At 27.7% G+C, this 26,684-nt stretch carries 22 protein-coding genes; 15 read left to right on the top strand and 7 right to left on the bottom strand.

From position 1 onward, the window contains the following. Window positions 1–189: 189 nt before the first annotated feature. The 3 genes from TY07_RS08025 to TY07_RS08015 form a co-directional block, all read right to left on the bottom strand. Window positions 190–1,773, bottom strand: a complete 1,584-nt coding sequence (locus tag TY07_RS08025) for an IS1182 family transposase (RefSeq protein ID WP_157029154.1) — start codon at window positions 1,771–1,773, stop codon at window positions 190–192. A 159-nt stretch (window positions 1,774–1,932) separates the two neighbouring features. Beyond that, window positions 1,933–3,297: an MATE family efflux transporter gene (locus TY07_RS08020; protein WP_042397838.1), complete on the bottom strand. Its 1,365-nt coding sequence runs from the start codon at window positions 3,295–3,297 to the stop codon at window positions 1,933–1,935. A 19-nt stretch (window positions 3,298–3,316) separates the two neighbouring features. Continuing rightward, a complete protein-coding gene (locus TY07_RS08015; RefSeq protein WP_042397836.1) occupies window positions 3,317–3,748 on the bottom strand; it encodes a MarR family winged helix-turn-helix transcriptional regulator in 432 nt (143 codons plus the stop codon). A gap of 246 nt (window positions 3,749–3,994) precedes the next feature. Here TY07_RS08015 and TY07_RS08010 point away from each other — a divergent pair, with 246 nt between their 5' ends. The 10 genes from TY07_RS08010 to TY07_RS07965 all read left to right on the top strand — a co-directional run bounded on the left by TY07_RS08010 (window position 3,995) and on the right by TY07_RS07965 (window position 16,537). After that, window positions 3,995–4,747, top strand: coding sequence for a DeoR/GlpR family DNA-binding transcription regulator (locus TY07_RS08010; RefSeq protein ID WP_042397834.1), 753 nt, complete (start codon window positions 3,995–3,997; stop codon window positions 4,745–4,747). After that, entirely contained in the window at window positions 4,747–5,652 is a 906-nt protein-coding gene (pfkB, locus tag TY07_RS08005; protein ID WP_042397831.1) for a 1-phosphofructokinase, read from the top strand. Before TY07_RS08010 ends, pfkB begins: the two co-directional genes overlap by 1 nt. A gap of 20 nt (window positions 5,653–5,672) precedes the next feature. Further along, window positions 5,673–7,604, top strand: coding sequence for a PTS fructose transporter subunit IIABC (locus TY07_RS08000; protein ID WP_042397829.1), 1,932 nt, complete (start codon window positions 5,673–5,675; stop codon window positions 7,602–7,604). A gap of 164 nt (window positions 7,605–7,768) precedes the next feature. Continuing rightward, window positions 7,769–8,935, top strand: coding sequence for a Na+/H+ antiporter NhaA (nhaA, locus tag TY07_RS07995; RefSeq protein ID WP_042397827.1), 1,167 nt, complete (start codon window positions 7,769–7,771; stop codon window positions 8,933–8,935). Window positions 8,936–9,036: 101 nt separating this feature from the next. Next, complete coding sequence (locus TY07_RS07990; protein WP_156327333.1) at window positions 9,037–10,713, top strand: GH3 auxin-responsive promoter family protein; 1,677 nt, start codon at window positions 9,037–9,039, stop codon at window positions 10,711–10,713. 116 nt (window positions 10,714–10,829) lie between these two features. After that, window positions 10,830–11,696, top strand: a complete 867-nt coding sequence (locus tag TY07_RS07985; protein ID WP_042397824.1) for an EamA family transporter — start codon at window positions 10,830–10,832, stop codon at window positions 11,694–11,696. 395 nt (window positions 11,697–12,091) lie between these two features. After that, the gene (locus tag TY07_RS07980; protein WP_042397822.1) at window positions 12,092–13,720 is read left to right on the top strand and encodes a glycoside hydrolase family 13 protein; all 1,629 of its coding nucleotides are present in this window, start codon (window positions 12,092–12,094) and stop codon (window positions 13,718–13,720) included. A gap of 126 nt (window positions 13,721–13,846) precedes the next feature. Then, the gene (locus TY07_RS07975; protein ID WP_052330649.1) at window positions 13,847–14,851 is read left to right on the top strand and encodes a putative ABC transporter permease; all 1,005 of its coding nucleotides are present in this window, start codon (window positions 13,847–13,849) and stop codon (window positions 14,849–14,851) included. Window positions 14,852–15,004: 153 nt separating this feature from the next. Next, complete coding sequence (locus TY07_RS07970) at window positions 15,005–15,493, top strand: hypothetical protein (RefSeq protein ID WP_042397818.1); 489 nt, start codon at window positions 15,005–15,007, stop codon at window positions 15,491–15,493. A gap of 141 nt (window positions 15,494–15,634) precedes the next feature. Next, window positions 15,635–16,537, top strand: a complete 903-nt coding sequence (locus TY07_RS07965; protein WP_042397816.1) for a GNAT family N-acetyltransferase — start codon at window positions 15,635–15,637, stop codon at window positions 16,535–16,537. A 148-nt stretch (window positions 16,538–16,685) separates the two neighbouring features. Here the strand turns inward: TY07_RS07965 and TY07_RS07960 are convergent, their stop codons facing one another. Further along, window positions 16,686–17,513 (bottom strand): AraC family transcriptional regulator, encoded by an 828-nt coding sequence (locus TY07_RS07960; RefSeq protein ID WP_042397814.1) that lies wholly within the window; start codon window positions 17,511–17,513, stop codon window positions 16,686–16,688. A gap of 132 nt (window positions 17,514–17,645) precedes the next feature. Here TY07_RS07960 and TY07_RS07955 point away from each other — a divergent pair, with 132 nt between their 5' ends. After that, window positions 17,646–19,832 (top strand): alpha-galactosidase, encoded by a 2,187-nt coding sequence (locus TY07_RS07955; RefSeq protein WP_042397812.1) that lies wholly within the window; start codon window positions 17,646–17,648, stop codon window positions 19,830–19,832. A gap of 13 nt (window positions 19,833–19,845) precedes the next feature. Further along, a complete protein-coding gene (locus tag TY07_RS07950; protein WP_042397808.1) occupies window positions 19,846–21,285 on the top strand; it encodes a PTS transporter subunit EIIC in 1,440 nt (479 codons plus the stop codon). 67 nt (window positions 21,286–21,352) lie between these two features. Here TY07_RS07950 and TY07_RS07945 read toward each other — a convergent pair whose 3' ends face one another. The 3 genes from TY07_RS07945 to TY07_RS07935 form a co-directional block, all read right to left on the bottom strand. Further along, window positions 21,353–23,053, bottom strand: a complete 1,701-nt coding sequence (locus TY07_RS07945; RefSeq protein ID WP_042397807.1) for an FAD-dependent oxidoreductase — start codon at window positions 23,051–23,053, stop codon at window positions 21,353–21,355. A 76-nt stretch (window positions 23,054–23,129) separates the two neighbouring features. After that, window positions 23,130–23,450, bottom strand: a complete 321-nt coding sequence (locus TY07_RS07940; protein ID WP_042397803.1) for a rhodanese-like domain-containing protein — start codon at window positions 23,448–23,450, stop codon at window positions 23,130–23,132. Between the two features lie 91 nt (window positions 23,451–23,541). Continuing rightward, on the bottom strand, window positions 23,542–24,213 hold the full coding sequence (locus TY07_RS07935; RefSeq protein WP_042397800.1) for a Crp/Fnr family transcriptional regulator: 672 nt from the start codon (window positions 24,211–24,213) through the stop codon (window positions 23,542–23,544). Window positions 24,214–24,388: 175 nt separating this feature from the next. Here TY07_RS07935 and TY07_RS07930 point away from each other — a divergent pair, with 175 nt between their 5' ends. From TY07_RS07930 to TY07_RS07920, 3 genes are all read left to right on the top strand, one after another. Further along, on the top strand, window positions 24,389–25,204 hold the full coding sequence (locus TY07_RS07930) for a 4Fe-4S binding protein (RefSeq protein ID WP_078061311.1): 816 nt from the start codon (window positions 24,389–24,391) through the stop codon (window positions 25,202–25,204). Window positions 25,205–25,424: 220 nt separating this feature from the next. After that, entirely contained in the window at window positions 25,425–26,072 is a 648-nt protein-coding gene (locus TY07_RS07925; protein ID WP_341349575.1) for a YeeE/YedE thiosulfate transporter family protein, read from the top strand. Between the two features lie 92 nt (window positions 26,073–26,164). After that, entirely contained in the window at window positions 26,165–26,644 is a 480-nt protein-coding gene (locus tag TY07_RS07920; RefSeq protein ID WP_042397794.1) for an NUDIX hydrolase, read from the top strand. Window positions 26,645–26,684 lie beyond the last annotated feature (40 nt).

Here is a 26,684-nt window from a genome sequence, read left to right as displayed (position 1 = left end):
AATTTAAATTTACGTAAAAAGAAGCTGTATCAGATTGAATTAATAAATTCAGTCTGAATACAACTCCTTTTTAATTGTTCAAAATTTTATACACTAATTTTTATGTAAATATTGCTATTAATTTTGTTTTTTTACATGACAAAAAGAAGGTTAGATGCCTTCTGGTATAATTTTCATATATAGTTTTTATTATGCACCTTTCGGCTCGTGCAACAACTCGCCGTTTCGACCTTGTAAAGTTTTGTTGTGCAATTTATTAACATTATAGGCAAATGCCATTATCAATAATTCTATTCTAACTTTCTTATTTCCTCTCATTAAAAATCTTCTAAATCCATAATCTTGTTTAATTACTGCAAATGCACCTTCAACTTGAATAGATCTATTTATTCTTAAACGTATACCTTCTTTGGTTGTTATATTAGCTAATGATTCAGATCTTAATCTTAAAAATTCTTTAGGAACATGTAATTGCCTATTATTCTTAGCTTTTGTGCATTTATTTTTATATTCACACCCTAAACAGCTTTCGCATTCGTAGATATTTACTATTGATTTAAAGTTTGATTTTGATTTTCTTGTAGTAAATCCTTTAGGAAGTAGTTTCTTGCCAGCAGCACAAATATAGTAATCATCCTCTTGGTTATAGTGCATATTTTCTCTTTTACTAATATCATTTTTAAACTTTTTAGTTTTTGATTTTTCATATGTTTGAGGCTTAATGAAAGCTTTTTGATTATTATTTTCTAAATATGTATAGTTTTCTTCACTTTCGTATCCTGCGTCAGCAGTTATAGATTTATATTTTTTATTTAAGTTCTTTTCTAACTTATCTAAAAATGGTATAAAGGTAAGTTGATCTGATCTTTCACTTGATATATCTATTCCAACTATATATTCACCTTCTACCCCTATTTGAACATTATATGCTGGCTTCAACTGACCATTTTTCATATGATCCTCTTTCATATGCATGAAAGTAGCGTCATGATCGGTTTTTGAAAAACTATTTCTTCCATTAAAAATTTTATTGTATTCATCATATTTACTTTGTTTTTCTATAAAATCATTAATTACTTCAGTATATTTTTGAAGTTTACTTTTTCTTTTGCCTTTTCCATATACAAAATCTAATCCTTCTTTTTCTTTAATTTCAATAAGTTTATCTTTTACCGCTAATGCATATTCAACTGAAATCTTTTCATCAGGTATACTTAAATTTAAATCAAGCTCTGAACTTATGTTTAATAATATTTTATGAGTTTTATTTTGTAATTTCTCTTCAAATTTATCAGTAGCTTTTTTCCAAACAAAACTATATCTATTAGCATTCGCTTCGATTTTTGTACCATCTACAAATAAATTTTCAAATTCTATTTCATTTCTTTTTTCTAATTCAATTATAAATTGTGAAAATAGGTCTTCTACGCATCCTTCCAACCTTTTACTTCTAAATCTCGCAATTGTATTATGACTCGGTTCCTTTTGCCCTTGCAAAAGCCAACGAAAGTTAATATCTCTTTTACAAGCTTTTTCAAGCTTTCTACTAGAATATATACCTTCCATATAGCCATAAGCAACTATCCTAAATAATGTTTCAGGTAAGATCATTGGATTTCTACCTTCAGTAGAGTATGTTTCATATAATTTTGAATAATTTAATCCCTCCGTTACTTCATATAATGTTCTTACTGAATCATCTTTTGGTATAATAATTTCTAAATTAATTGGGAATCCTAATTGATGGATGTGTATAATATTTTTTTTGCACACATTATTTTTCATGAAAATATTATATGCAAAAAGGAGGATTCGAATTCGAACCCTCCTTTTTTTATCGGCTAATATCAAAATTTATTTTGATACAGCCCCTTTTCCTTTATCAGATATTTTATTTGGTAATAGTTTTTTTTATTTATATGTTTAGTTTTATTATGCTACTAATTGAATTTCATGTAATTTGTTTAATGATTTAAATTCCTTAAATATTAAAACTGCTGTGATGACAACAGATAAGAAATCAGCACAAGCTCCAGCAGCCCAAACCCCATCTAATCCTATAAATAAAGGTAGAATTAGCGTAAATGGAATTAATAAAATTACTTGTCTAAGTAAACTAACAAACATAGACATTTTAGCTTTACCAATAGATTGGAAATAACTAGTAGCAACAATGTTAATTCCAACTATAGGCATCATTAATAAATACATTCTAACTCCTTTTATAGCAACAGCTGTAAGTTCAGGATCATTATTAAATAAACTTATTGCAAATTCAGGGAATAGTTGTATTAACATACCTCCTATTGTACAAATAACAGTAGCTGCAATAGTAGCAATTATAAATGTCTTTTTAGCTCTATCATATTTTTTAGCACCATAGTTAAAACCTATAATTGGTTGACAACCTTGATTAATACCAAAGATAGGCATCATAAATACCATATTAATTGAGCCTATTATAGTCATGGCACCTATAGATAAATCATTACCATAAGCTTTTAAAGAATTATTAGCGACAACTTGTACTAAGCTGTTAGCAATTTGGGTTGCAAAAGGGGCTATACCAATTGCAAAAGTCATCATGACTAAGTTTTTCTTTAGTTTCATATTTTCAACTTTTAATTTTAGATTAGAATTTCCTTTAGTATAGTAATAAAGTATTATAAAGAATGTAAGTGCTTGAGAAATAACAGTTGCAAAAGCAGCACCTTTAATTCCAATATTTAATACAAAAACAAATAAATAATCTAAAACGATATTGGTCCCGCATCCAATAATCATAGTTAATGAAGCTAGCTTAGGGTTACCATCAGCTCTTACAGTACTATTTAATGCAAAAGAAAGAATATTAAAAGTACAACCACATAAAATTACAGTAATATATTCTTTGGCATAAAATAAAGTATTTTCACTTGCTCCAAAGATATTTAATATTGGATTTAAGAAAATAAGACCAATGATAGTAATTATAACACCAACTATTAAACTTAATGTAATAGCGCTACCAATTAGTTTTTCGGCTTCATCTCGTTTACCACGCCCAAGATTTAATGAAATATTTGCAGTTGATCCAATTCCTATAAGCATGCCAAAAGCTAAAAGAATTGACATTATAGGCATAGTTATTCCTACTCCTGTTAATGCAAGGGAGCCAACATCAGGAATACGTCCTATAAACATTCTATCTACAATATTATATAAAGCATTAACCATCATTCCTATTATTGCTGGAATAGAATATTTTAATAATAATTTTCCGATAGATTCCTCACCTAAGTGATTTTGATGTGCCATTTTTTTGTCCTCCTAATAATTAATTATTTCTTGTTACACTTTTAGAAAGCTTATTTAGTATAGTTAAGCTTTCAGATATTTCTTCAGGACTTAATTCATTAGTAAGCATGTTTTCCCATTTGGTTAAAACAGAAAAAAAGTCATTTTTAATATTAAAGGCTTTTGAAGTTAAGTAAATTCTATTTATTCTTTTATCAGTTGAATCTTTAAAACGAGTTACAAACCCAAGTTCTTCTAATTTTTTTACTGCTTTAGCAGTAGTGCCTTTATCTATGTTAAGCAATTCAGAAAGTTTTTCTTGACTGATTCCATCATTTTTATATAAATGAATCATGAACATATATTGTCCACTACCAAATCCAAATTTACTAAATTCTTTTGTGAAAAATACATTAGCCTGTCTATGAATTAAAGAAATATATTTACCTAAATATTCATTATTGCAGCTCATTTAAATAAGTCCTTTCTAATTAAATTTAAAAAATTAATAAGGTTATATATTACTTAATATATTATAAGAGCAATATAGTTGCAAATGCAACTAAAATTTTTACATATAAAAAATAGTACTTTTGGAAAAAATAAAATAAAATGGAGGAAATGATGAACGAAGTTGAAAGAAAATGAATGAATGTGAAAGAAAATGATTGACTTATTAAAAAAAAGAAGCTATTATTGAGATAAGGAAGTGATGTAAATGTTATCAGAAGAAAGACATAAATTAATTTTAGATAAATTAGAAAAAGAATCGGTAGTTTATTTAAATGATTTAGTTGAATATTTAAATACATCCGAATCAACTATAAGAAGAGATTTGATAGCTTTAGATAAGGCCGGATTATTAAAGAAGGTTCATGGGGGAGCTACATCAATAAAAGAAATAAGCATAACAACTATAGATGATAGAGTTGAAAATAGACAAAATTTAAATATAAATGAAAAAATAAAAATAGCAGAATATGCAGCATCACTAATTAAAGATAATGATTTTGTATATATTGATGCAGGAACTACTACTGAACTAATGATAAATTTCATTAACAATACAAAGGCTGTTTTTGTAACAAATGGAATTGTACATGCTAGAAAACTTATTCAAAAAAAATGTACAACTTATATTTTAGGTGGAGAGCTTAAGCTTGCAACAGAAGCTATAGTAGGAGCTGAAACAGTTAATGCATTAAGAAAATATAATTTTACTAAAGGCTTTTTTGGTGTAAATGGAGTAGATATTGAAAGAGGATTTACTACACCTGATATAAAAGAAGCGATGGTAAAAAGCGAAGCATTGCATAGAAGTAAAAAAAGATATATATTATGCGATAATTCTAAATTTGACGAAATAAGTTCTGTAACTTTTGCAGATATTAAAGAAGCTAAAATAATAACTACAGTTTTGGAGAATAATAGATATAGACAAGAAGCTGAAATTTTGGAGGTAGAAAAATAATGATATATACTATTACATTTAACCCAGCATTAGATTATATAGTAAAAATGGATGATTTTAATTTAGGTCATGTTAATAGAAGTACTTGTGAGAATGTTTATGCAGGTGGTAAAGGAATTAATGTTTCTATTGTCTTAAATAATTTAGGAGTTAAAAGTAAAGCCTTAGGATTTATTGCTGGATTTACAGGTGAAGAAATCGAAAGAGAAGTAAGAGAATTTGGCTGTGATACAGATTTTATTAAATTAAAAAATGGAATGTCTAGAATAAATGTTAAGATAAAGGCTGATGTTGAAAGTGAAATAAATGGTGGAGGACCAGAAATTTCAGATGAAGCATTACATGAGCTTTATGGAAAGTTAGATAAATTATCTGAAGGGGATATTTTAGTATTAGCTGGGAGTATACCAAAAACAATGCCAGTAGATATTTATGAAAGAATTATGGAGTCTCTTCAAGATAAGAGAGTCAAATGTATTGTAGATACAACTGGGGAATCGTTATTAAAGGTTTTAAAATATAAACCATTTTTAATAAAACCAAATCATCATGAACTTGGAGATTTATTTAATGTAAAACTTAAAGGAAATGATGAAATTATAGAATATGCTAAGAAGCTTAAAGATATGGGGGCAAGAAATGTACTTATATCTATGGCTGGTGATGGAGCAATTCTAATTAAAGAAAATGGGGATGTTATTACAAGTAATGTTCCAAAAGGTGAGGTTAAAAATTCTGTTGGAGCCGGTGATTCAATGGTAGCAGGATTTATTGCAGGATATTTAGAAGCAAACGAAGTAGAAAAAGGATTTAAATTAGGAGTAGCAACAGGAAGTGCTTCTGCTTTTTCAGAAGGTTTAGCAACAAAAGATTATGTTTATGAATTATTAAATCAAATCAATTAAATTTAAAGGAGGACTAAAAAGTGAAAATAACAGATTTATTAAAAAAGAATGGTATAGCACTTAATCCTAATGTAAAAACAAAGGAAGAAGCTATTAATAAACTTGTTGATTTAATGAATGAAACAGGAAGATTAAATGATAAGGAAGCTTATAAAGAAGCAGTATTAGCAAGAGAAAGCTTAAGCACAACGGGAATCGGAGATAATATAGCAATTCCTCATGCTAAGACAACTGCAGTAAAAGAAGCTGGTCTTAGTGCAATGGTACTTACTAATGGTATTGATTATGATTCATTAGATGGTGAACCGGCAAAATTATTCTTTATGATTGCTGCACCAGAAGGAGAAAATAATCTTCATTTAGATGTGTTAGCAAGATTATCTATGATGTTAATGGATCCTGAATTTAAAGATCAATTAATTAATGCTAAGAGTGTTAATGAATTCTTAGAACTTATTGATTCTAAAGAAAATGATAAGTTAAAGGCTGAAAGTGATAAAGAAGAAGCTCAAAAAGCACAAGCTAGTGGATATAGAGTATTAGCAGTTACAGCATGTCCTACAGGAATTGCTCATACATTTATGGCAGCAGAAGCTTTAGAAAATAAAGCTAAAGACATGGGAATTACAATAAAGGTTGAAACTAATGGTTCAGGTGGAGCTAAAAATGTTTTAACTGATGAAGAAATAGCTAATGCAGATTGTATAATAGTTGCAGCTGATAAGAAGGTTGAAATGGCTAGATTTGAAGGAAAGAAAGTTATTCAAACTAAGGTTGCAAATGGAATTCATAAAACAGAAGAATTATTAACTAGAGCTACTAATGGTGATGCTCCAGTATATCATCATGCAGGTGGAAGTGATAGCGAAGGCTCATCATCAGATGAAGGAGAAAGCTTTGGAAGACAAATATATAAGCACTTAATGAATGGTGTATCTCATATGTTACCATTTGTTATAGGTGGAGGTATATTAATAGCTATAGCATTCTTACTAGATAATTATAGTATAGATCCATCTAACTTTGGTAAGAATACACCAATCGCAGCATTTATAAAAACTATAGGTGAAACATCATTTGGATTTATGTTACCAGTACTTGCAGGATATATTTCAATGAGTATTGCAGATAGACCAGGTCTTGCAGTTGGTTTTGTTGGTGGTATGTTAGCTAACTTAGGTACAACTTATGCAAGTGCATTTGATTCTTCAGTATCTGTTATTAGCGGAGGATTCTTAGGAGCATTATTTGCAGGTTTTGTTGGTGGTTACTTAGTATTAGGATTAAAGAAGATATTTGATAAATTACCACAAGCATTAGAAGGTTTAAAACCAACTTTATTATATCCACTAATAGGTATAGGTTTAATGGGAGCAATCATGATATTCGTAAATCCTTTCTTTGGTGGAATAAATGAAGCAATCACACATTTCCTTAACTCAATGGGTGGAACAAGTAAAGTATTATTAGGTATTGTTGTTGCAGGTATGATGTCAATTGATATGGGTGGTCCTTTCAATAAAGCAGCATATGTATTTGGTACAGCATCACTTGCATCTGGAAACTATGAAGTAATGGCAGCTGTAATGGCTGGTGGTATGGTTCCACCACTTGCTATAGCTTTAGCATCAACATTCTTTAAGAATAAGTTTACTAAGAGAGAAAGACAATCAGCTCTTACAAACTATATTATGGGATTATCATTCATAACAGAAGGAGCAATTCCTTTTGCAGCAGCAGATCCATTAAGAGTTATACCTTCATGTGTAATAGGTTCTGCAACAGCAGGAGCACTTACAATGTTCTTTGACTGTCAATTAAGAGCTCCTCATGGTGGAATATTCGTATTACCTGTAATCGGAAATCCATTTGGATTCTTAGCAGCAGTTGTAATAGGTTCTGTAGTAGGAATGGCAATGTTAGCAGTATTAAAGAAAAAAGTAGTAGAATAATTTTAAAAGTCTGAAACATTAATTGAATTTAATTAATGTTTCAGACTTTTTTTATTTAATCATATCCAATATCACAATCACAAGTGTTACGCAAAGGATAAAAAGAAAAGAACTGTGCAAAATATAACAGTAAGGAAAAATAAGAATGTATTAGGAGCACAGTTATGGAAGATAGTAAAAAAGATTATAAAAGTATAGTAAGTTCAGAAGCATTTCCAGGAATATTGCTATTAGGAGCTACAATATTAGCATTAATATTAGCAAATACTGAATTAGATAGATATTATAATTATATTTTATATGATTTGAAAATTGGAGAAGAATTTAATTTACATGTTTTCATAAATGATTTTTTAATGGCTATATTTTTCTTAGTTGTAGGATGTGAAATTAAAAGAGAGATTGTATATGGAAAACTTTCAAATATAAAAGAAGCATCATTTCCAGTGTTAGCTGCTATAGGGGGGATGCTCGTACCTGCATTAATATTTACTTTATTTAATTTTAAAAGTGGATTTGAAATTGGGGCAGGGATACCACTATCAACAGATATAGCATTTGCAATAGGTATTTTTTCAATTCTTGAAAGTAAGCTGAAGTTTTCACTAAAATTATTTTTGCTTACCTTAGCTGTAGTAGATGATTTGCTATCAATAGTTATAATAGGTGTTTTTTATTCTTCTCATATAAGAATTTCTGGAATAATTATTTCATTGATTTTAATAGCAGCTTTATTTTGTGTTAGATTTTTTAATAAAAGAAATAGATTATATCCATATCTAATATTAGGATTAGCATTATGGATAGCTATATTTTATAGTGGAATTCATTCTACTTTAAGCGGAGTAATATTAGCATTTAGTATACCTGTTTTACATGAAAAGGATAGGGATAAGGATTTAAGTTATAAGATTGAGCATAAGTTTGAGCCGTTTTCAAATTTTGTAATACTTCCTTTATTTGCTTTTGCTAATACAGGGATAACTCTAGGAGGAAGTTTGAATTTAGCAAAGGATTACCCTTTAATGATTGGAATAATATTAGGATTGGTTATTGGAAAACCATTAGGAATTATGATTTTTGGATATTTAGGAAGCTTAATAGGCATAACTAAAAAGCCTACAGATGCATCTTGGTATGATGTATTGGAGGTTTCAATACTTGCAGGAATAGGATTTACAATGTCCTTATTTGTATCAGAGATAGCATTTAAAGGAAGAGAAATTGAGCTAAGTGTATCAAAGATTTCAGTTTTAATTGCTGCTGTTGTTTCAATAATATTAGCAAGTATTTTAACATTTGTTGGAGATAGAGTTAAGCATAAAAAGTAGTTTAAATTATATAATAATAAAATGAGTTTGAAATATATAAGCAATTTATAAAGCACTTTCATATATTATTTATGACAAAAATATATAGGAAGTGCTTTATTATGAGCATAATAAGTAAAGTGTTATATCGTACTATGATTTCAGCAGGAGGAATTCTAGAAAAAAAGTTTAATAAATATACATTAAACTCAAAAAGTGTAAATGAAGAAGTATTATTTAAAATAATAAATAAAAATAAGAAGTGTAAATATGGAGAAAAATATAATTTTAGTTCAATAAAATCTATAAATGAATATAAAGAAAAAGTGCCAATTACAGATTACTCAGCTTATGAGCAATATATAAATGAAATGTTAAAGGGAGAAAAAAATATATTGATTAGTGATGAGGTTGAATATTTTGGACATACATCAGGAACAACAGGTAAACAAAAATTAATACCTGTCACTAAAAAATCAAGAGAAGTTGGAAGTAAGTATATGGCTCTTTTAATAGAAAGGTTTGCCTATAATAATCTAAAAAAACAATGGAATTATGGACGAGGGTTGATGTTAGCAGATACTGTTATGACTACTTACTCTGATGGAGGGGTACCTATATGTTCTGCAACGTCAGGTGGGATGGAATCAATAAAAAATATACTGCCTAAGATATATACTTCTCCATATGAAGTAATGAAAATAAAAGATAAAAATGCAGCATTATATTTACATCTATTATTTGCTCTTGAAGATAGAAATTTAACTTATATAAGTGGTGTATTTATTTCAAATGTTTTAGATGCATTAAGGATTCTAGAAGATAAAAATGAGTTATTGGTAAAAGATATTAGAAGGGGAAGCATTAATAGGAATTTAAATATTGATGATGAAACAAGAAAAAATTTAAATAGTTATTTAAAAGCAAATGCAGGAAGAGCTGATGAAATAGAAAAAGAATTTTCAAAGGGGTTTAGAGGGATATGTAGGAGGCTTTGGCCAAAGATAACTTATATCGCAGCTGTAACAGGTGCTAATTTTTCAATATATGATGATATGGTAGATTATTATACTGAATCATTACCAATTTATTCTCCAGCATATGCAGCTACTGAAGCTATGATAGGAGTTAATCCTTATATATCTAAAATAAGATATGTAGTAATACCAGATACAGTATTTTATGAATTTATGCCAATAGGAGAAGGTAATAAAGACAATCCTAAAACTTATTGTATAGATGAATTAAAGGTAGATGAAATGTATGAGGTTATAGTAACTAACTATGCTGGACTTTATAGATATAGATTAGGTGATGTAATAAAGGTAGTTGATTATTATAATAATTCACCGGAAATTGAATTTTTATATAGAAAAAATCAAGTTATTAATATGGTTTCTGAAAAAACAACAGAAGAACATTTAATATCTTCAATAGATAAAACTATGAAAGAACTTAAGTTATCATTAATTGATTATACAACATTGGCAGATAATACAATAACACCTGGGAGATATGTTTTTTATTTTGAATTAAATAAAGAAATATCTAAAGATAAGATAAAAGAGATTGAAAGGGTTTTAGATTTAGAACTTCAAAAAGCTAATTTAGCTTATGGAAGATTTAGAAAGAATAATAAATTATCATGTATAAGCATTAATATTGTTAGAAAGAATACATTTGATAATATAAAGAAATTTTTAATCTCAAAAGGAGTTTCAAAAAGTCAAATTAAAATTCCAAGAGTGGCAACTAATAAGAAAGATATTTTAAGAATTTTAAATGATAATAGAATATAAATAAAGTAAAGAGGTGGTATAGTTAAATTTTCATATCACTTCTTTTAATTTTAGTTAAGAATAAGATTAATGTAATGTTATAATAAGAATTATGCAAAGAAAGGAAATAAAAAAATATGTGGATATTATATGCATTTGGATCTGCATTTTTTGCTGGTGCAACATCAATTTTAGCTAAGATAGGGGTTAAGGATATTGATTCTCATGTTGCTACCGCAATAAGAACTATAGTAGTATTGATTTTTTCATGGATTATGGTATTTATAGTAGGATCACAAGGAACTATAGGAAATATAAGTGGAAAAACATTGACATTCTTAATATTATCGGGATTTGCAACAGGAGCATCATGGTTATGTTATTTTAAAGCATTGCAATTGGGTGATGTAAATAAGGTAGTACCTATTGATAAAAGTAGTACAATCTTAACAATGGTATTAGCTTTTATTTTTCTAGGGGAAAATATAACTATAAACATGGTAGTTGGGATGATTGGTATAGGTATTGGTACTTATTTGATGATTCAAAAAAAAGAAAGCATAGAAAAAGTAGTTAAAGGAAAAGCTTGGTTAGTATATGCATTATTATCGGCTATATTTGCTTCATTAACTTCTATATTAGGTAAAGTTGGGATAGAAAATGTAGAGTCAAATTTAGGAACGGCAATTAGGACAATAGTCGTACTTATAATGGCATGGATTATTGTTTTTGCTACTAAAAAACAAAGTGATGTAAAAAAGATAGATAAGAAAAGTTTGTTATTTTTAATATTGTCAGGAATAGCAACAGGAGCATCATGGTTATGTTATTATAAGGCATTACAAGATGGACTAGCTTCTATAGTTGTTCCAATAGATAAGCTTAGTATTTTAGTAACTATATTATTTGCTTATGTGTTTTTAAAAGAAAAATTATCAAAAAAATCAATAGTTGGGTTAGTATTAATTGTAGTTGGAACATTGATATTATTAATAAAGATTTAGTAAATAACCTTTTTAGATAAACTTATTTTAGTGAGGTAATTAACAAATGAAAAAATTTAATTTAATAACAAAGAAGATACAAAAAAGAAAAGATTAGAGAAGGTTATAGAAATGTTGGAAAAGAAAGAGAAGATGAAGTAAATAGCATTATTGTGTTAAAAAAAGCCTATATTTTGCAAGAAAAATAGTAATATTATTATGTATAATCACATTATAAACTGAATTCTTAGCTTAATATTGATGTTATTTACACATTAAGTTAGAATTTGGTATCTAAAGGCTTGCAAGTTGTTATCTTTTAATTAAATGAGGTGGGAATATTACAATGGCTAGCTATTAGATAAATTAATATGTAAGAAAAAGAATTGAGTTTTTATAATGTGGAGGTAACAAATATGGAAAGACAATGGTGGCATAGCTCAGTAGTGTATCAAATATATCCAAGAAGCTTTAACGATAGTAACGGTGATGGAATAGGTGATATCAATGGGATTAGAGAAAAATTAGATTATCTAAAGGAACTTGGTATAGATGTTATTTGGCTTAGTCCAGTTTATAAATCTCCAAATGATGATAATGGGTATGATATAAGTGATTATTGTGATATCATGGATGAATTTGGAACAATGGAAGATATGGACAACCTTTTAAAAGAAGCTAATGAAAAAGGAATAAAGATTCTTATGGATTTAGTTGTTAACCATACTTCTGATGAGCACAAATGGTTTATTGAAGCAAAAAAATCTAAAGATAATGAATATAGAGATTATTATATATGGAGAGATCCAGTAGAAGGACATGAGCCAAATGAATTAGGATCTTGTTTTAGTGGAAGTGCATGGCAATATGATGAAACAACAGGTCAATACTATTTACATTTATTCAGTAAGAAGCAACCTGATTTAAATTGGGAAAATGAAAAAGTAAGAAATGAAGTTTATAAAATGATGAATTTCTGGGTTGATAAAGGAATTGGTGGATTTAGAATGGATGTTATAGATCTTATAGGTAAAGTTCCAGATAAGATGATAACAGGAAATGGACCAAAACTTCATGATTATCTACAAGAAATGAATAAAGCAGCTTTAGAAGGTAATGATTTGTTAACTGTAGGGGAAACATGGGGAGCTACTCCAGAAGTTGCAAAGCTGTACTCAAATCCAGAGAGACATGAATTAAGTATGGTATTCCAATTTGAACATATAGGATTAGATCAAATTGAAGGAAAAGAAAAGTGGGATCTTAAACCATTAGAATTACTTGAATTAAAGAAAGTTTTATCTAAGTGGCAAACAGAACTTGAAGGACAAGGTTGGAACAGTCTTTTCTGGAATAATCATGACCTTCCTAGAATAGTTTCAAGGTGGGGAAATGATAAGGAATATAGAGTTCTAAGTGCTAAAATGCTTGCTACACTTCTTCATGGAATGAAAGGAACTCCTTATATATATCAAGGTGAAGAACTAGGAATGACTAATGTAAGATTTGAAGATATTAATGAGTATAATGACATTGAATCTTTAAATATGTATAAAGATAGAATTTCAAAGGGATATACTCATGAAGAAATAATGGAGTCTATTTATGCTAAGGGAAGAGATAATGCAAGAACTCCAATGCAGTGGGATAATTCAGAAAATGCTGGATTTACAACAGGAAAGCCTTGGCTTTCTATAAATGAAAATTATGAAGTTATAAATGCAAAACAATGCCTAGAAGATGAAAATTCAATTTTCCATCATTATAGAAAGCTTATAAATATAAGAAAGCATAATGATACTATAATCTACGGAGATTACACTTTATTATGTGAGGATGATAATAATATATTTGCATATGTTAGAGAATTAAATGGTGATAAAATATTAGTTGTTTGCAATTTCTATGATAAAGAAGTTGATTTTAATTTTGAGGGAGATTTCAATCATTCTGAAATCTTATTAAGCAATTACAAGGATTCAAGTACTTTATTAGAAAATTTAACTTTGAGACCATATGAAGCTATAATGTATAGAATTAAGTAATATAAGTTTTTTAAATGCCTATAGTATAAACTAAAGAGTTAGATTTATACTATAGGCAATTTTTTTATTTTTAATATAATACAATATATGTTAATATGGTATAAAAAGGAAAGAGGAGGAGGCATATTGTATACAATACACCAATGGCTTTTATTATTTTATTTATATTGCTTTGCAGGATGGATATGGGAATCATGCTATGTTTCATTAAAAAAGCGTAAATGGATAAATAGAGGTTTTTTAAAAGGCCCTCTACTACCTATTTATGGTTCAGGAGCAATAGTCGTATTAGTTTCAACTATAATGGTGCAAAATAATACTTTTTTAATATTTATTATAGGAATGATTGCAGCAACTATATTAGAGTATATTACTGGAGAGTTAATGGAAAGGATATTCCATGTTAGATATTGGGATTATAGTGATAAGCCATTTAATATTAATGGACATATATGTTTATTATCATCTTTGGCTTGGGGAATATTTTCGGTGCTTTTAGTAAAGATAGCTAATCCTAAAATAGCTAATTTAGTTGTAATGATACCAAATCAAGTTTCTGAGATAATAGCTTATCTAGCTACTATTTTTATTACCGTTGATGCAGTCCAATCATTTAATGAAGCAATTAATTTAAAGAATGTATTAGTTAAAATAACTGAAAGAAATGAAACTGTAAGTGTTATAAAAAAGAGATTAGAAATTGTTGAAGCTTTTATTAATGAAGATATCAAGGATTTACAAGGAAGAATACTTGATAAACTTGAAATCCAACAAGAAAGGAAGAGTGAGAAAAAGACAAAAAAAGCAATGCATATAGAAGCTATTATAAGAAAGAATTTATCTATAACTGAAGAAAAAATCAGAGGCTTATCTGAAAAAATATCATTGTATATGGATAAACTTGAGGGTGTGCCTTTCAGGGGTTCAGAAGATACTGAGCATTTAAAGTTAGAATTTAAAGAGTATATTAATAAATTAAGAATGCATGAAAGTAGAATTCATAATACTGAAAATAATGTGTATATAAAATCAATAAAAATATTACGAAGAAATCCAAATGCTAAGGCAAAGAAGTATGAAGAAGCAATGAATGAAGTTAAAAATTTAGATAAGGAATTAAATGATAAATAAAGAAAGATATATAATATAATATAATATAATATAATACTGAATTAAGCTAAATCAATTAGATAGGATATAATTTTGAGTCATAATGGAGTTTATGGCTCGATTTTTTTAGAATAAAAATTATAGATGAAATACTATATTGGGGGTAGGAGAAAAATGAGAAAAAGAATTAAATATTTATTTTTATGTATTGTAACAATAGGATTATTAGTGGGATGTACTAATTCGTCAAAAGAGCAAAATGTAGAAAGTTTTATTAGAAAGTTAGTATCATATGATACTTATAAAGATATATCAAGTCTTGAAGAGTCAGGACGATTCATTGAAGATTGTAAATCAATATTTGGTGAATATATTACTGATGATGCTTTTGATTTATTAATGGCTAATAGAATATTTACTAGATATAGCAGTGTTATATCAGAAGCAAGTGCTGTTACAGATATTAATTTTACAAAAACTAGTGAAACAGAAAATGATGGATATATTCATTTTGAGTATGAGGTTTCATATAAACTAGAACTTAATGGTGAAACTGTTGATATGAAAGATTATATGGCTTTTAATGTACTTGATGAAAAAGGATATAAGATTGAAAAGGTATCAATATCAGATAAGACAAGCAGTATTTTTAAAGCATTTTAAAGAAGAATATATAATATAGTGATAAGGTTGAATAATGATTAAGTTTATGGCTCAACTTATATTATTAAAAGTAATATAGATATGCTTATGAATAATATTAAAATAAAATACTTATAGGGGATATGTTAGGGGAGTGAGAAAATGAATGAGAAAGTATTAATTAATAATAAAGAATATACTTTTGTAAAAGATTATAGAGATGATAAAAACTTAAGAACAAGATTAAATGATTTAACTGATAAAACCTATGGATTTAACTTTAAAGAATGGTATGAAGCTGGTTATTGGGAAGAAGTATATATTCCATATTCATTATTAGATGGAGATAAATTAATAGCAAATGCATCTGTAAGTATTATGAAAATGAATGTTTTAGGTAAAAAGAAAAACTATATTCAAATAGGAACAGTAATGACTGATAATGAGTATAGAAATAAAGGTTTATCAAGATATTTAATTGAAAAAATAATTAGTGAATATAAAGAAAAGAGTGGTTGTATTTATTTATCAGCAAATGATACAGTATTAAATTTTTATCCTAAGTTTGGATTTGAAAAAGTTAATGAATATAAGTATTCAATAAGTAAAATTAAAGAAGCTACTAATATTAAGAAGAGAAAATTAAATATAGATAATAAAGAAGATAAAAAAATATTAGAAAGTATTCTTGATAACAGTATAGTAAATTCAAAGCTTTATGTTGAAGATAATAAGAATTTAATTATGTTTTACTGTTTAGGATTTTTAAAAGAATGTATTTATTATATTAAAGAATATAACTCAGTTGCTATTTGTGAGTATGAAGAGGATGTATTAAATATTAATGGTATATTTTGTGATAGAAATTTTGATTTAGATAAAGTAATAAATGTTTTAATGGACAGTAAAACTAAAAAAGTAAATTTAGGATTTACACCTATTGATACAAATGGATATGAGAAAAGTATATTGACTGATGATAATAATACTTTATTTATTTTGAAGGATACAGAAAATATTTTTAGAGAGAATTATCTAATGTTTCCAGTATTATCTCATGCATAAAATGAAATGAGTACTAATTTAGAAGCAATATTAAGAATTAATATTCTAGTTGAGTTACAAGGAAGAGTGTGTTCAATACGTAATTTATTTTAGTATTTTACAATTTCATTAAATATTTAATTTAACAATCATAGCTAGTAGAAATACTCTAGATATGATTGTTAAATTTTCTATATAAAGAAGGTGTACAGCCATTATGTTTTTTAAACGTTTTAGAAAATAGCATAGTATCATTATAGCCTACAGAACGTGATATATCTCCTATAGTTAAAGAAGTTGTTGATAATAATTCAGCAGCTTTTTCTAATCTTAAGTTTAAAATATATTCTTGTGGAGATATATTTAAATTCTTTTTAAAAATCCTATGCAAATAAGATCTATCAATAGATAGATGAGTTGCAATATCAATAATAGAAATATTATCCTGAAAATTTAATTGAATATATAGTAATGCTTCCTCTAAATAAGTTTGTTGAGTATTTTTATTATTATTTGCTGTATTAGGAAATTCATTTAATAACTCAAAAAGAAAATTATATAGTGTGGATAATATTTTCAAATTTTTATTAGTATCAATTTTAGTACTATCAATTATAGAATTAATGGAATTTACCAATAAACTATCATCTCTTAAAGTAAATATAGGATTTGACTTAGAGATTGATGTTTTATTTAAATAATCACAAACCTTAGTACCAACAAGTCCAACCCAAATATATTCCCATGGATCATCTTTATCAGCCTCATAATATATAAGTTCATTAGGATAGATTAAAAAAGCATCTCTAGCAGATAATGTATATACAGTGTTATTAATTTTATAAGTTCCCTTACCGCTTAAAACTATATGAATTAAATGACCACTTCGTATAGCAGGTCCATATGAATGCAAGCTTTTACAAGCTTCATGCCCACAAGTATAAAGATTTAATTCAATATTATCGTAAGGGTTTCTATAGGAAAAATTAAAGGTCATAATATCCTCCAGAATCAAATATTTAGTCACAAAAATCATAGGTTTTGTCAACATAATTCCATATTAATATATTTTAAAAAGGTTTACAATAAGTTCGTGGAAAAAAATAAGATATGAAGAAAGAGGGAAGGTATGGGGATTAAGATAGATGATAAAAAATATTTATTCCATATACAAGGGAAAAATACAAGCTACATTATGCAAGTTTTAGAAGGTGGATATTTAGCTCACTTATATTATGGTTCAAGGGTAAACGAATATAGAGGAAGTAATAAGATTATTTACTTAGATAGGGGGTTTTCACCAAATCCATATGATAAAGATAGAACTTTTTCTTTAGATACAATACCACAAGAGTATCAGGGATTTGGGAATGGTGATTTTAGAGTTCCAGCATATCAAGTTAAGCTAGAAAATGGGACAAGGATTTCAGATTTAAGGTATTCGGGATATAAAGTGTTTAAAGGTAAAAGGGGATTAGTGGGATTGCCGTCAACTTATGGGAATGATGATGAGTGTGATACTTTAGAAATATATTTAGAAGATAAAATAATAGGATTGAAAGTAATATTAACTTATTCTGTATTTAATGAGTTAGATGTAATAACAAGAAGTGTTAAATTCATTAATGAAGGAGCAGAAGATTTAAGACTTTTAAGAGCATTAAGTATGAGTATTGATTTTAGAGATGATGATTTTGAAATGATTACTTTATATGGTGCTCATAATAATGAGAAAAATATTGAAAGAAGAAAAATAGTATCAGGAATTCAAATGGTAGAGAGTACTAGAGGAGCAAGTAGTCCTCATCAAGCTCCATTTGTGGCATTAGTTAGAAAAGATACCAATGAGGACACTGGAGAGGTTTATGCATTTAACTTTGTATATAGTGGGAACTTTACCGCACAGGTACAAGTTGACCAATATAGAAATACAAGAGTCGCTATGGGAATTAATCCATTTGATTTTTCTTGGTTATTAAAACAAGGTGAGGAATTTCAAACACCAGAGGTTGTGATGATTTACTCCAATAAAGGAATAGGAGAAATGTCAAGAAAGTTCCATAATCTATATATAGAAAACTTATGTAGAGGAAATTTTAAGCATAAGGTTAGGCCTATATTGATAAATAATTGGGAAGCTACTTATTTTGATTTTAATGAAGATAAGATTATTAAAATAGCAGAAGAGGGTAAAAAACTTGGAATGGAACTTTTTGTTCTTGATGATGGATGGTTTGAAAAAAGAGATGATGATAATACTTCTTTAGGAGATTGGATAGTAGATAAAAGAAAATTACCTAATGGAATAGAAGGTATTGCAAATAAGATTGTAGATATGGGAATGGAGTTTGGATTATGGTTTGAGCCAGAAATGATTTCTATTGAAAGCAATTTATATAAAGAGAATCCGGATTGGTGTATTCATGTGCCAAATAGACCATATACAATGGGAAGAGGACAGTTAGTTTTAGATTTATCTAGAAAAGATGTTTGTGATTATATAGTTGAATCAGTATGCAAGATATTGGATTCAGCACCTATAACTTATGTTAAATGGGATATGAATAGACATATTACGGATATAGGTTCGGCATTATTACCGGCAGAAAGACAAGAAGAAACAAGTCATAGATACATGTTAGGATTATATGAGGTTATGGAGAGAATAACTAGTAGATTTCCTGAGATATTATTTGAAAGTTGCTCAAGTGGAGGAGGAAGATTCGATCCAGGAATGCTTTATTATATGCCACAAACATGGGTAAGTGATAATACTGATGCTATTTGCAGAACTAAAATACAATATGGGACTAGTTTAGCATATCCGCCAATAACTATGGGATGCCATGTATCAACAGTAGCCAATCATCAGGTTGGTAGAATAACACCACTTGAAACAAGAGGAAATGTAGCTATGGCTGGAAATTTTGGATATGAATTAGATTTAACTAAATTAACTGAAGAAGAAAAGGAAATAGTTAAAGATCAAATAAAAGAATATAAGGATATAAGAGAAATAATTCAATTTGGTGATTTATATAGAATATTTAATCCTTTTGATGGAAATGAATCAGCATGGAATATTGTTTCAAAAGATAAGAAACAGTTTGTTGCTACATACGTAAGGGTTTTATCTTTGCCAGCAGCTCAAATTAGAACTATAAAATTTAAGGGATTAAATCCAGAATATTTATATAAGGATGTTGAAACTGATGAGATATTTGCTGGTGATGAGCTTATGAATGTTGGGATAACAATTGAAAGAGTAAAGCAAGATTTCTATAGTAAAAAATGGATATTTAGGGTTATTAGTTAAGGGGGAATTTGTAATGAGTAAGGTTATTAATAAAAATGAAAGATATATAAATATAACTAGTGAAATTATTAAAAATATTGGTGGTAAAGAGAATATTAAAGGGGTAGCACATTGTGCAACAAGGCTTAGAATTGTTTTAGATGATGATAGTAAAATAAATATGAAGGCTTTAGATGAAGTAGATATGGCTAAGGGAGTATTTATGGTTGGAGATCAACTTCAAATAATTTTTGGAGCAGGATTAGTTAATGAAGTATATGAGGTGTTTGCAAAAGTTACTAATATGCAAAATATGTCCCTTGCAGATATAAAGACTAAATCGGCCGAAAAGCAAAATATATTTCAAAAAGGAATTAAATCAATTTCAGATGTATTTATAGAAATAATGCCGGCAATTCTTGCAGCTGCTTTATTATTAGGATTATCAGGTCTGTTAGGACAACAAGGTATCTTTGGTGATCAATCTGTAGTTGAAATGTGGCCTTGGCTTGAAGGAATAAATAGATTTATATCAATAGTATCATCAAGTGTATTTGATATTTTACCATTAATAGTTGTTTACTCAGCGACTAAAAGATATGGTGGTAGACCAGTATTAGGACTTGTTATAGGTGCTATAATGCTTAATTCAAAATTAACAGATGCTTATTCAGCAGCACAAGGAACTATTATACCAGAAACAATTAGTGTGTTAGGATTAAAAATACAATTAGTTGGATTTCAAGGTGGAGTTATTATTGCATTAATGATGGGAGCTGTTGTAGCTTATTTTGATAAATTATTTGAAAAGAAGGTTGCAAACAGTGTTAAATTATTAGTTTCTCCAATGCTTACAGTATTTATTTCTGCATTATTATTATTTACTATAATTGGACCTATTGGTCGTACATTAGCAAGTTTAATCACTACAACATTAGTTTGGACTACTACAAACTTAGGGATTTTTGGATATATGGTGTTTGCAGGATTACACCAAATTATTGTAATAACAGGATTACATCATATATTTGGAGCTATAGAAAGTCAATTATTAGTTGATACAGGAGTGAACTTCTTAAATCCGATATTCTCAGTAGCTGTTGTTGCTCAAGGTGGAGCAGTTCTAGGATATTTAGCATTACATTGGAATAATGTAAAGGCAAGAGAAATGTGTATTCCAGCATTTACATCAACGTTATTTGGTATATCAGAACCGGCTATTTTTGGTGTTACTTTAAGAAATAAGTATCCATTAGTTTGCGGATGTCTAGCAGCTGCATTAGCAGGAGGATATATTTATATAAGTAAGTTAACTGCAATAGGATTTGGTACAACTGCAGTACCAGGATTTGCAATAGTTAATTCAGCTAATAATGGATATGTTAATTATATAATAGCTCATTTAATTGCAGTTTTAGGTGGTATATTACTAACTATGATGTGGGGAAGAGTTAAGGTTAAAACTAGTAAATAACTATAAAATGCTGAATCATATTTTAATTTATGATTCAGCATTTTTAGGTTTAGAAATAATAATATTATTATTTAAAATTATAATTTGTTAATATACTTTCTCTATTTTTTAATTTATCATTATAAGCTTCATAGAAGGATAAACCTAAAAAGCTTCCAGTTATATTTACTACATTATTAAAGCCTAAATGTTGTAATGCTAGGACTGCATTATAGCTTCTTTGCCCAGTTCTACAATGAAGATAAACTGTTTTATCCTTTGGAATTTCATTTACTCTTTCCCTTAGCTCACTTAAAGGAATATTAATAGCACCTTTAATATGACCATTTTCAAATTCTGCTCTTTCTCTTACATCTACTATATAAGCACCAGATTCAACTAATTCTCTTACTTTATCAACGTTAATTTGTTTAAATGAACCATTTAAAAGATTCGAAGCAACATAGCCAGCATAATTTACTACATCTTTAGCAGTTCCAAATGGTGGTGCATAACATAATTCCAAGTCTTTTAAATCGTAAGCAGTAGCTCCAAACTTAATAGCAGTTGCAATTACATCAATTCTTTTAACTGCATCACCTTTACCAATAGCTTGTGCGCCCAAAACTTTTCCGGTTGGAACTTCAAATAGAAGTTTAAAGTGTAAAGGTGCAGAATTTGGCATTATACCAACTTTATCATTTGTTGAGATTCTCACTATATCATAGTTAATATTCATTCCTAATGAATTAATTAAAGATTCGTTTAAACCTGTTGATGCTGCATTATAATCAAATACTTTAATTGCACTTGATCCAATATAACCTTTATTTGTAGTTACCTGTCCACTTATATTATCAGCAACACTTCTTGCTGCTTTTTGAGCAGGACCTGCTAACGATAATTTAGTAAAACTATGAGTTAATGCATTATATACTTCAATAGCATCTCCAACAGCATAAATATCATTATCACTAGTTTTATAGTTACCGTCAACTTTTATAGCCCCAGTTTGACCAATTTCAAGGCCTGCATTTTTTGCAAGTTCTATTTCAGGTGTTACTCCTATTGCCATAACAACAGCATTAGCTTTAATTTTTGTGCCGGAGGCTAAAACTACTGTGTCTTTTTCAAATTTAGTAACTTTATCATCTACAATTAAATTAACATCGTGATCTGTCATTTCTTTATGAAGTATTTGAACCATATCATAATCAAAAGGTTTTAATATTTGAGGTGTAGCTTCTATTAAAGAAGTATTATATCCACCTTCAATTAAATTTTCTGCTGCTTCAACTCCAATAAATCCACCACCAATAACGGCAATATCTTTAGCTTGCAATTTCTGTATAAATTTATTTAAATTATCTATATCAACAACATTTCTTATAGTAAAAACATTAACGTTTTCTATACCAGGAATATTAGGAATAATAGGTCTTGCCCCTGGAGAAAGAATAAGTTTATCATATTTTTCTTTGTAAATTTCACCAGTTAATAAATTTTTAACTTTAACTTCTTTATTATATTTATCTATTGATAAAACTTCACTACTAACTCTTGCTTCTATATTGTATTGCGATTTGAATTTTTCAGTACTCATTAATACTAATCTATTTGCACTTTGTATTGTTCCACTTAAACGATATGGAAGCGCACAGTTTGAAAATGACACATGTGGACCTTTTTCAAACATTACAATTTCATATTCTTCGCTATTTCTTCTAAGTCTTGCAGCAGCTGATGCACCACCAGCAACTCCACCAACAATTAAAACTCTTTTTTTCATAAATTTATACACCTCATTTGGATATAGTTAATTATTAAGATTTCAATATCTAATGATTAAATTGTTACAGTTAATTTTAACTTCTATGTTTACCTAAATAAGAGCCAACGCCACCTGCAACATTTATTACATTAAAGCCTTTTTGTCTAAGACTATTACAAGCCATAGAACTTCTTCCACCAGATTGACATACTAGATAATATTCTTTATCTTTTTTTAGGTATTTATCAGGATTACCTAAAAGTGTTTGCATCGGTATATTTTTTGCGCTTTTTATAGAACCTCTATTATATTCATTAACTTCTCTTATATCTATTAGTTCAATTTTACCTATTAAATTATCAATATCATTAACATTAATTACTTTGCCATTATTTTTATTAAAAAATCCAAACATATTATCCTCCATTAAATTTAAAAACATTTAAATTTATAATTACTTTATGCTTATATAATAGCTGTTAAGGTTAATTTAGTTTGTGACTATATCACTTTAACAACTCATTTAAATCTTTTTCTATCTGTATTTTTCCTCGGCTTAGTTTTAAATATCCCATTTTTTCTAGCTGCTTTAATTTTCTACTAATTACTTCCCTAGCTGAATCTAATTCAAATGCCAAATCATTATGAGTTACATAAATATTTTTACTGTTTTTAGATATAAGTAATTTAATTAATCTATTTGTTAATGGTTCATGCTTAACTTCTTCTTTAACATTGATTATTACATTAAATTTACTATATAAATCTTTGTATATATATTGTAAAAATAAAGTATTATTAAGCAAATAAGTATTCACAATATCAAAAGGAATGATACATATTTTAGAATTTTGCATAGCTCTTCCTATAATATTTAATGAAGTGCAATTTAGAAAACAACTTAATGCTTCATGACATATTTGTCCTTTTTCTATGTTATAAAGATTAGTTTCTTCACCTTTTTCATTAATCTTTTGAATTTTTATAGTTCCACTTATAACAAATAGAAATCCTACACATTTATCTTCAGTAGTATTTAGCAATTCATCTGCTAACAATTCCTTAAATAGAGCTCTTTCAACTAAAGCACCTTTATTATAATTATCTATTTGCTCCAAAATTGGATAAGCTTTATAAAGTTCTTTTATATAATAATTTCTATTATTAATAACTTTCATTTAAATCCTCCAGTTTTATAATAATTATCTTATCTAATATTTTATATGATTATTATATATTTTAAGTGACTTAGTCACATAATACAAATTTTGGGTGATTAAGTCACGTACAGTTACGAATTCAGTATATATACTGTAGTTAAAGTTAGTTATTATTTAATGGAGGATTAATGAGGTGGAAAATAAAATAATAAAGAAAAAGGCTAATGTTGATGAAAGATATTGTGTTGCTTGTGGAAGATGTGAGAAAGAATGTCCATTTAGTGCAATATCTATTTATAAAGGTATTATTTCAAAAGTAGATATTAATAAGTGTGTAGGGTGTGGTAAATGTGCAAAGGCATGTCCTGCAAATGCGATAGAAATTAAACCTATAGAAGTGAGTGATAGCAAAAATAAAATTAATGTGAAAAAGAAAATAAAAAATAAGAAGCATTGGTCAGATTATATGTGGATAGTTTCTACATTATATTTAGTTCTTGGACTATTTAATATTTTATTTGCATGGCTTGGTTTATTATGCTTTTTAATTCCATTACTTATTTCAATCTTTGGAGGGGGAAAAAAATATTGCAATAAATATTGTGGTAGGGGACAGATATTAAATATATTAGGAAATAAGTTTAAGTTATCAAGAAATAAGTCAATGCCTAAATTTTTAAAAGATAAATATTTTAGAGTTGGATTTTTAATATTTTTCTTAGCTATGTTTTTAAATATGTTATTTATTACTTACTTAGTATTTAATAATACAAATAGCTTACGAGAAGTTATAACATTATTTTGGATATTTAAACTTCCATGGAATTTTATAGATTATTCTTATGTAACTCAATGGGTTGTACAATTTGCATTTGGATTTTATAGTATGATGTTAACATCAACTCTTTTAGGGGTTATTACTATGATTTTTTGTAAGCCTAATTCTTGGTGTGTATATTGTCCTATGGGTACAATGACTCAAGGCATTTCAATAATTAAAAATAAATAGTAAAATCATATATGTTTTAAAATAAGAAAGCTAGTATAAAATGATTTCATATAATTGTTTTATACTAGCTTATTTACTATTTTTTTTGATAAAGCAAAATAATAAGTAATTATATTTTTAAGTAATGACATAATATTTCATTAAATACAAAATATATAATATATATGTAAATTTAAGATTTTTATTATGTGATTATATCACTTTAAATATTTGTTTTTAATTGTATAGTATAAACGAATTAGAAATAAAATTTTTGGAGGAATATAAGATGAATAAAAATAATTGGATAAAAGGTGCAATGATATTAGGGTTATCATTTTTTATAGCCATTTTTCTTGTAAAACCAATAGGAGTATCAACTCAATTTTCTGTATTGTCAGGAATTATACATAGCACAATAGATAGTGATGTAATAGTTGAAGATTCAAATAGAGAAAGTGGTTACGCAAGTTCAAATGCATATTATGATAAATCAGAAGGAAAATTAGCTAAAGCTATAAAAAATCCTATAAACTACGACTTTATATTTGTATTATCTATACCAATCGGTGGACTATTAGGGTATATGTTATCTAAAAACAAAAGGAAAAATGGTGAAGAAGATGCTAGTAGAGATATAGAATATTGTACACTAGATGATAATAAAAAAGGATTTCTAGGTAAATATGCTCCAAGATTTATTGGAGGATTTATATTACTTTATGGTGCTAGAATGGCTGATGGATGTACTAGTGGACATATGATGAGTGGAATGATGCAAGGTAGTGTTAGTGGTTATGTATTTGCAGCTGCTGTTTTTGCAACAGCAATACCAACAGCGATAATAGTAAAAAAGATATTGTATAAATTTTGTACAAAAATATTTTAGTTAGTAGTTATATAATATATTTATAAAAGATAATAAAATTTTAATGATTTATTAGGTTATTAATAAAATTAAACAATATGGAGGTATAGGGAATGGTATTTCCAACACATATAGTAGCAGCAGGAGCATTGGTTACTAATGAAAAGGATGAGGTTTTATTGGTCAAGAATCCACATAGGGGATGGGAGTTCCCAGGTGGACAAGTTGAAAATGGAGAAGATTTAATTGAAGGCATAACTAGAGAGGTATTTGAAGAATCAGGAATAAAAATTAGTGTTAAGAAGCTTGCTGGGGTTTATTCTAACACAAAATCATATATAGGGTGGGATAATAAAACATTTGTACCTACTAAGGTGATATTTGATTTTTTGGCAGTAAAGGTTTCAGGAGAATTGAGAGAAAGTGAAGAAAGTACTGAGGTTGGGTGGTTTAGTAAAGATATAGTTATAGATATGATAAGGGAGCCTTGGATAAAGGAAAGGGCTAAGGATATGATAGATTTTGATGGACAAGTAGTTTACAGGGTATATTCATCAAGGCCTTATGAAATTTATAGGGATGAATATATTTAATTAATAAATTTAATGGGTGTGTAATTTAAAGTATAAGTTA

It is taken from the genome of Clostridium saudiense (genome assembly GCF_000577815.1).
GTDB lineage: Bacteria > Bacillota > Clostridia > Clostridiales > Clostridiaceae > Clostridium > Clostridium saudiense.
Note: the sequence above shows the minus strand (reverse complement) of the source record. Positions and strands in the feature narration are given on the sequence as shown.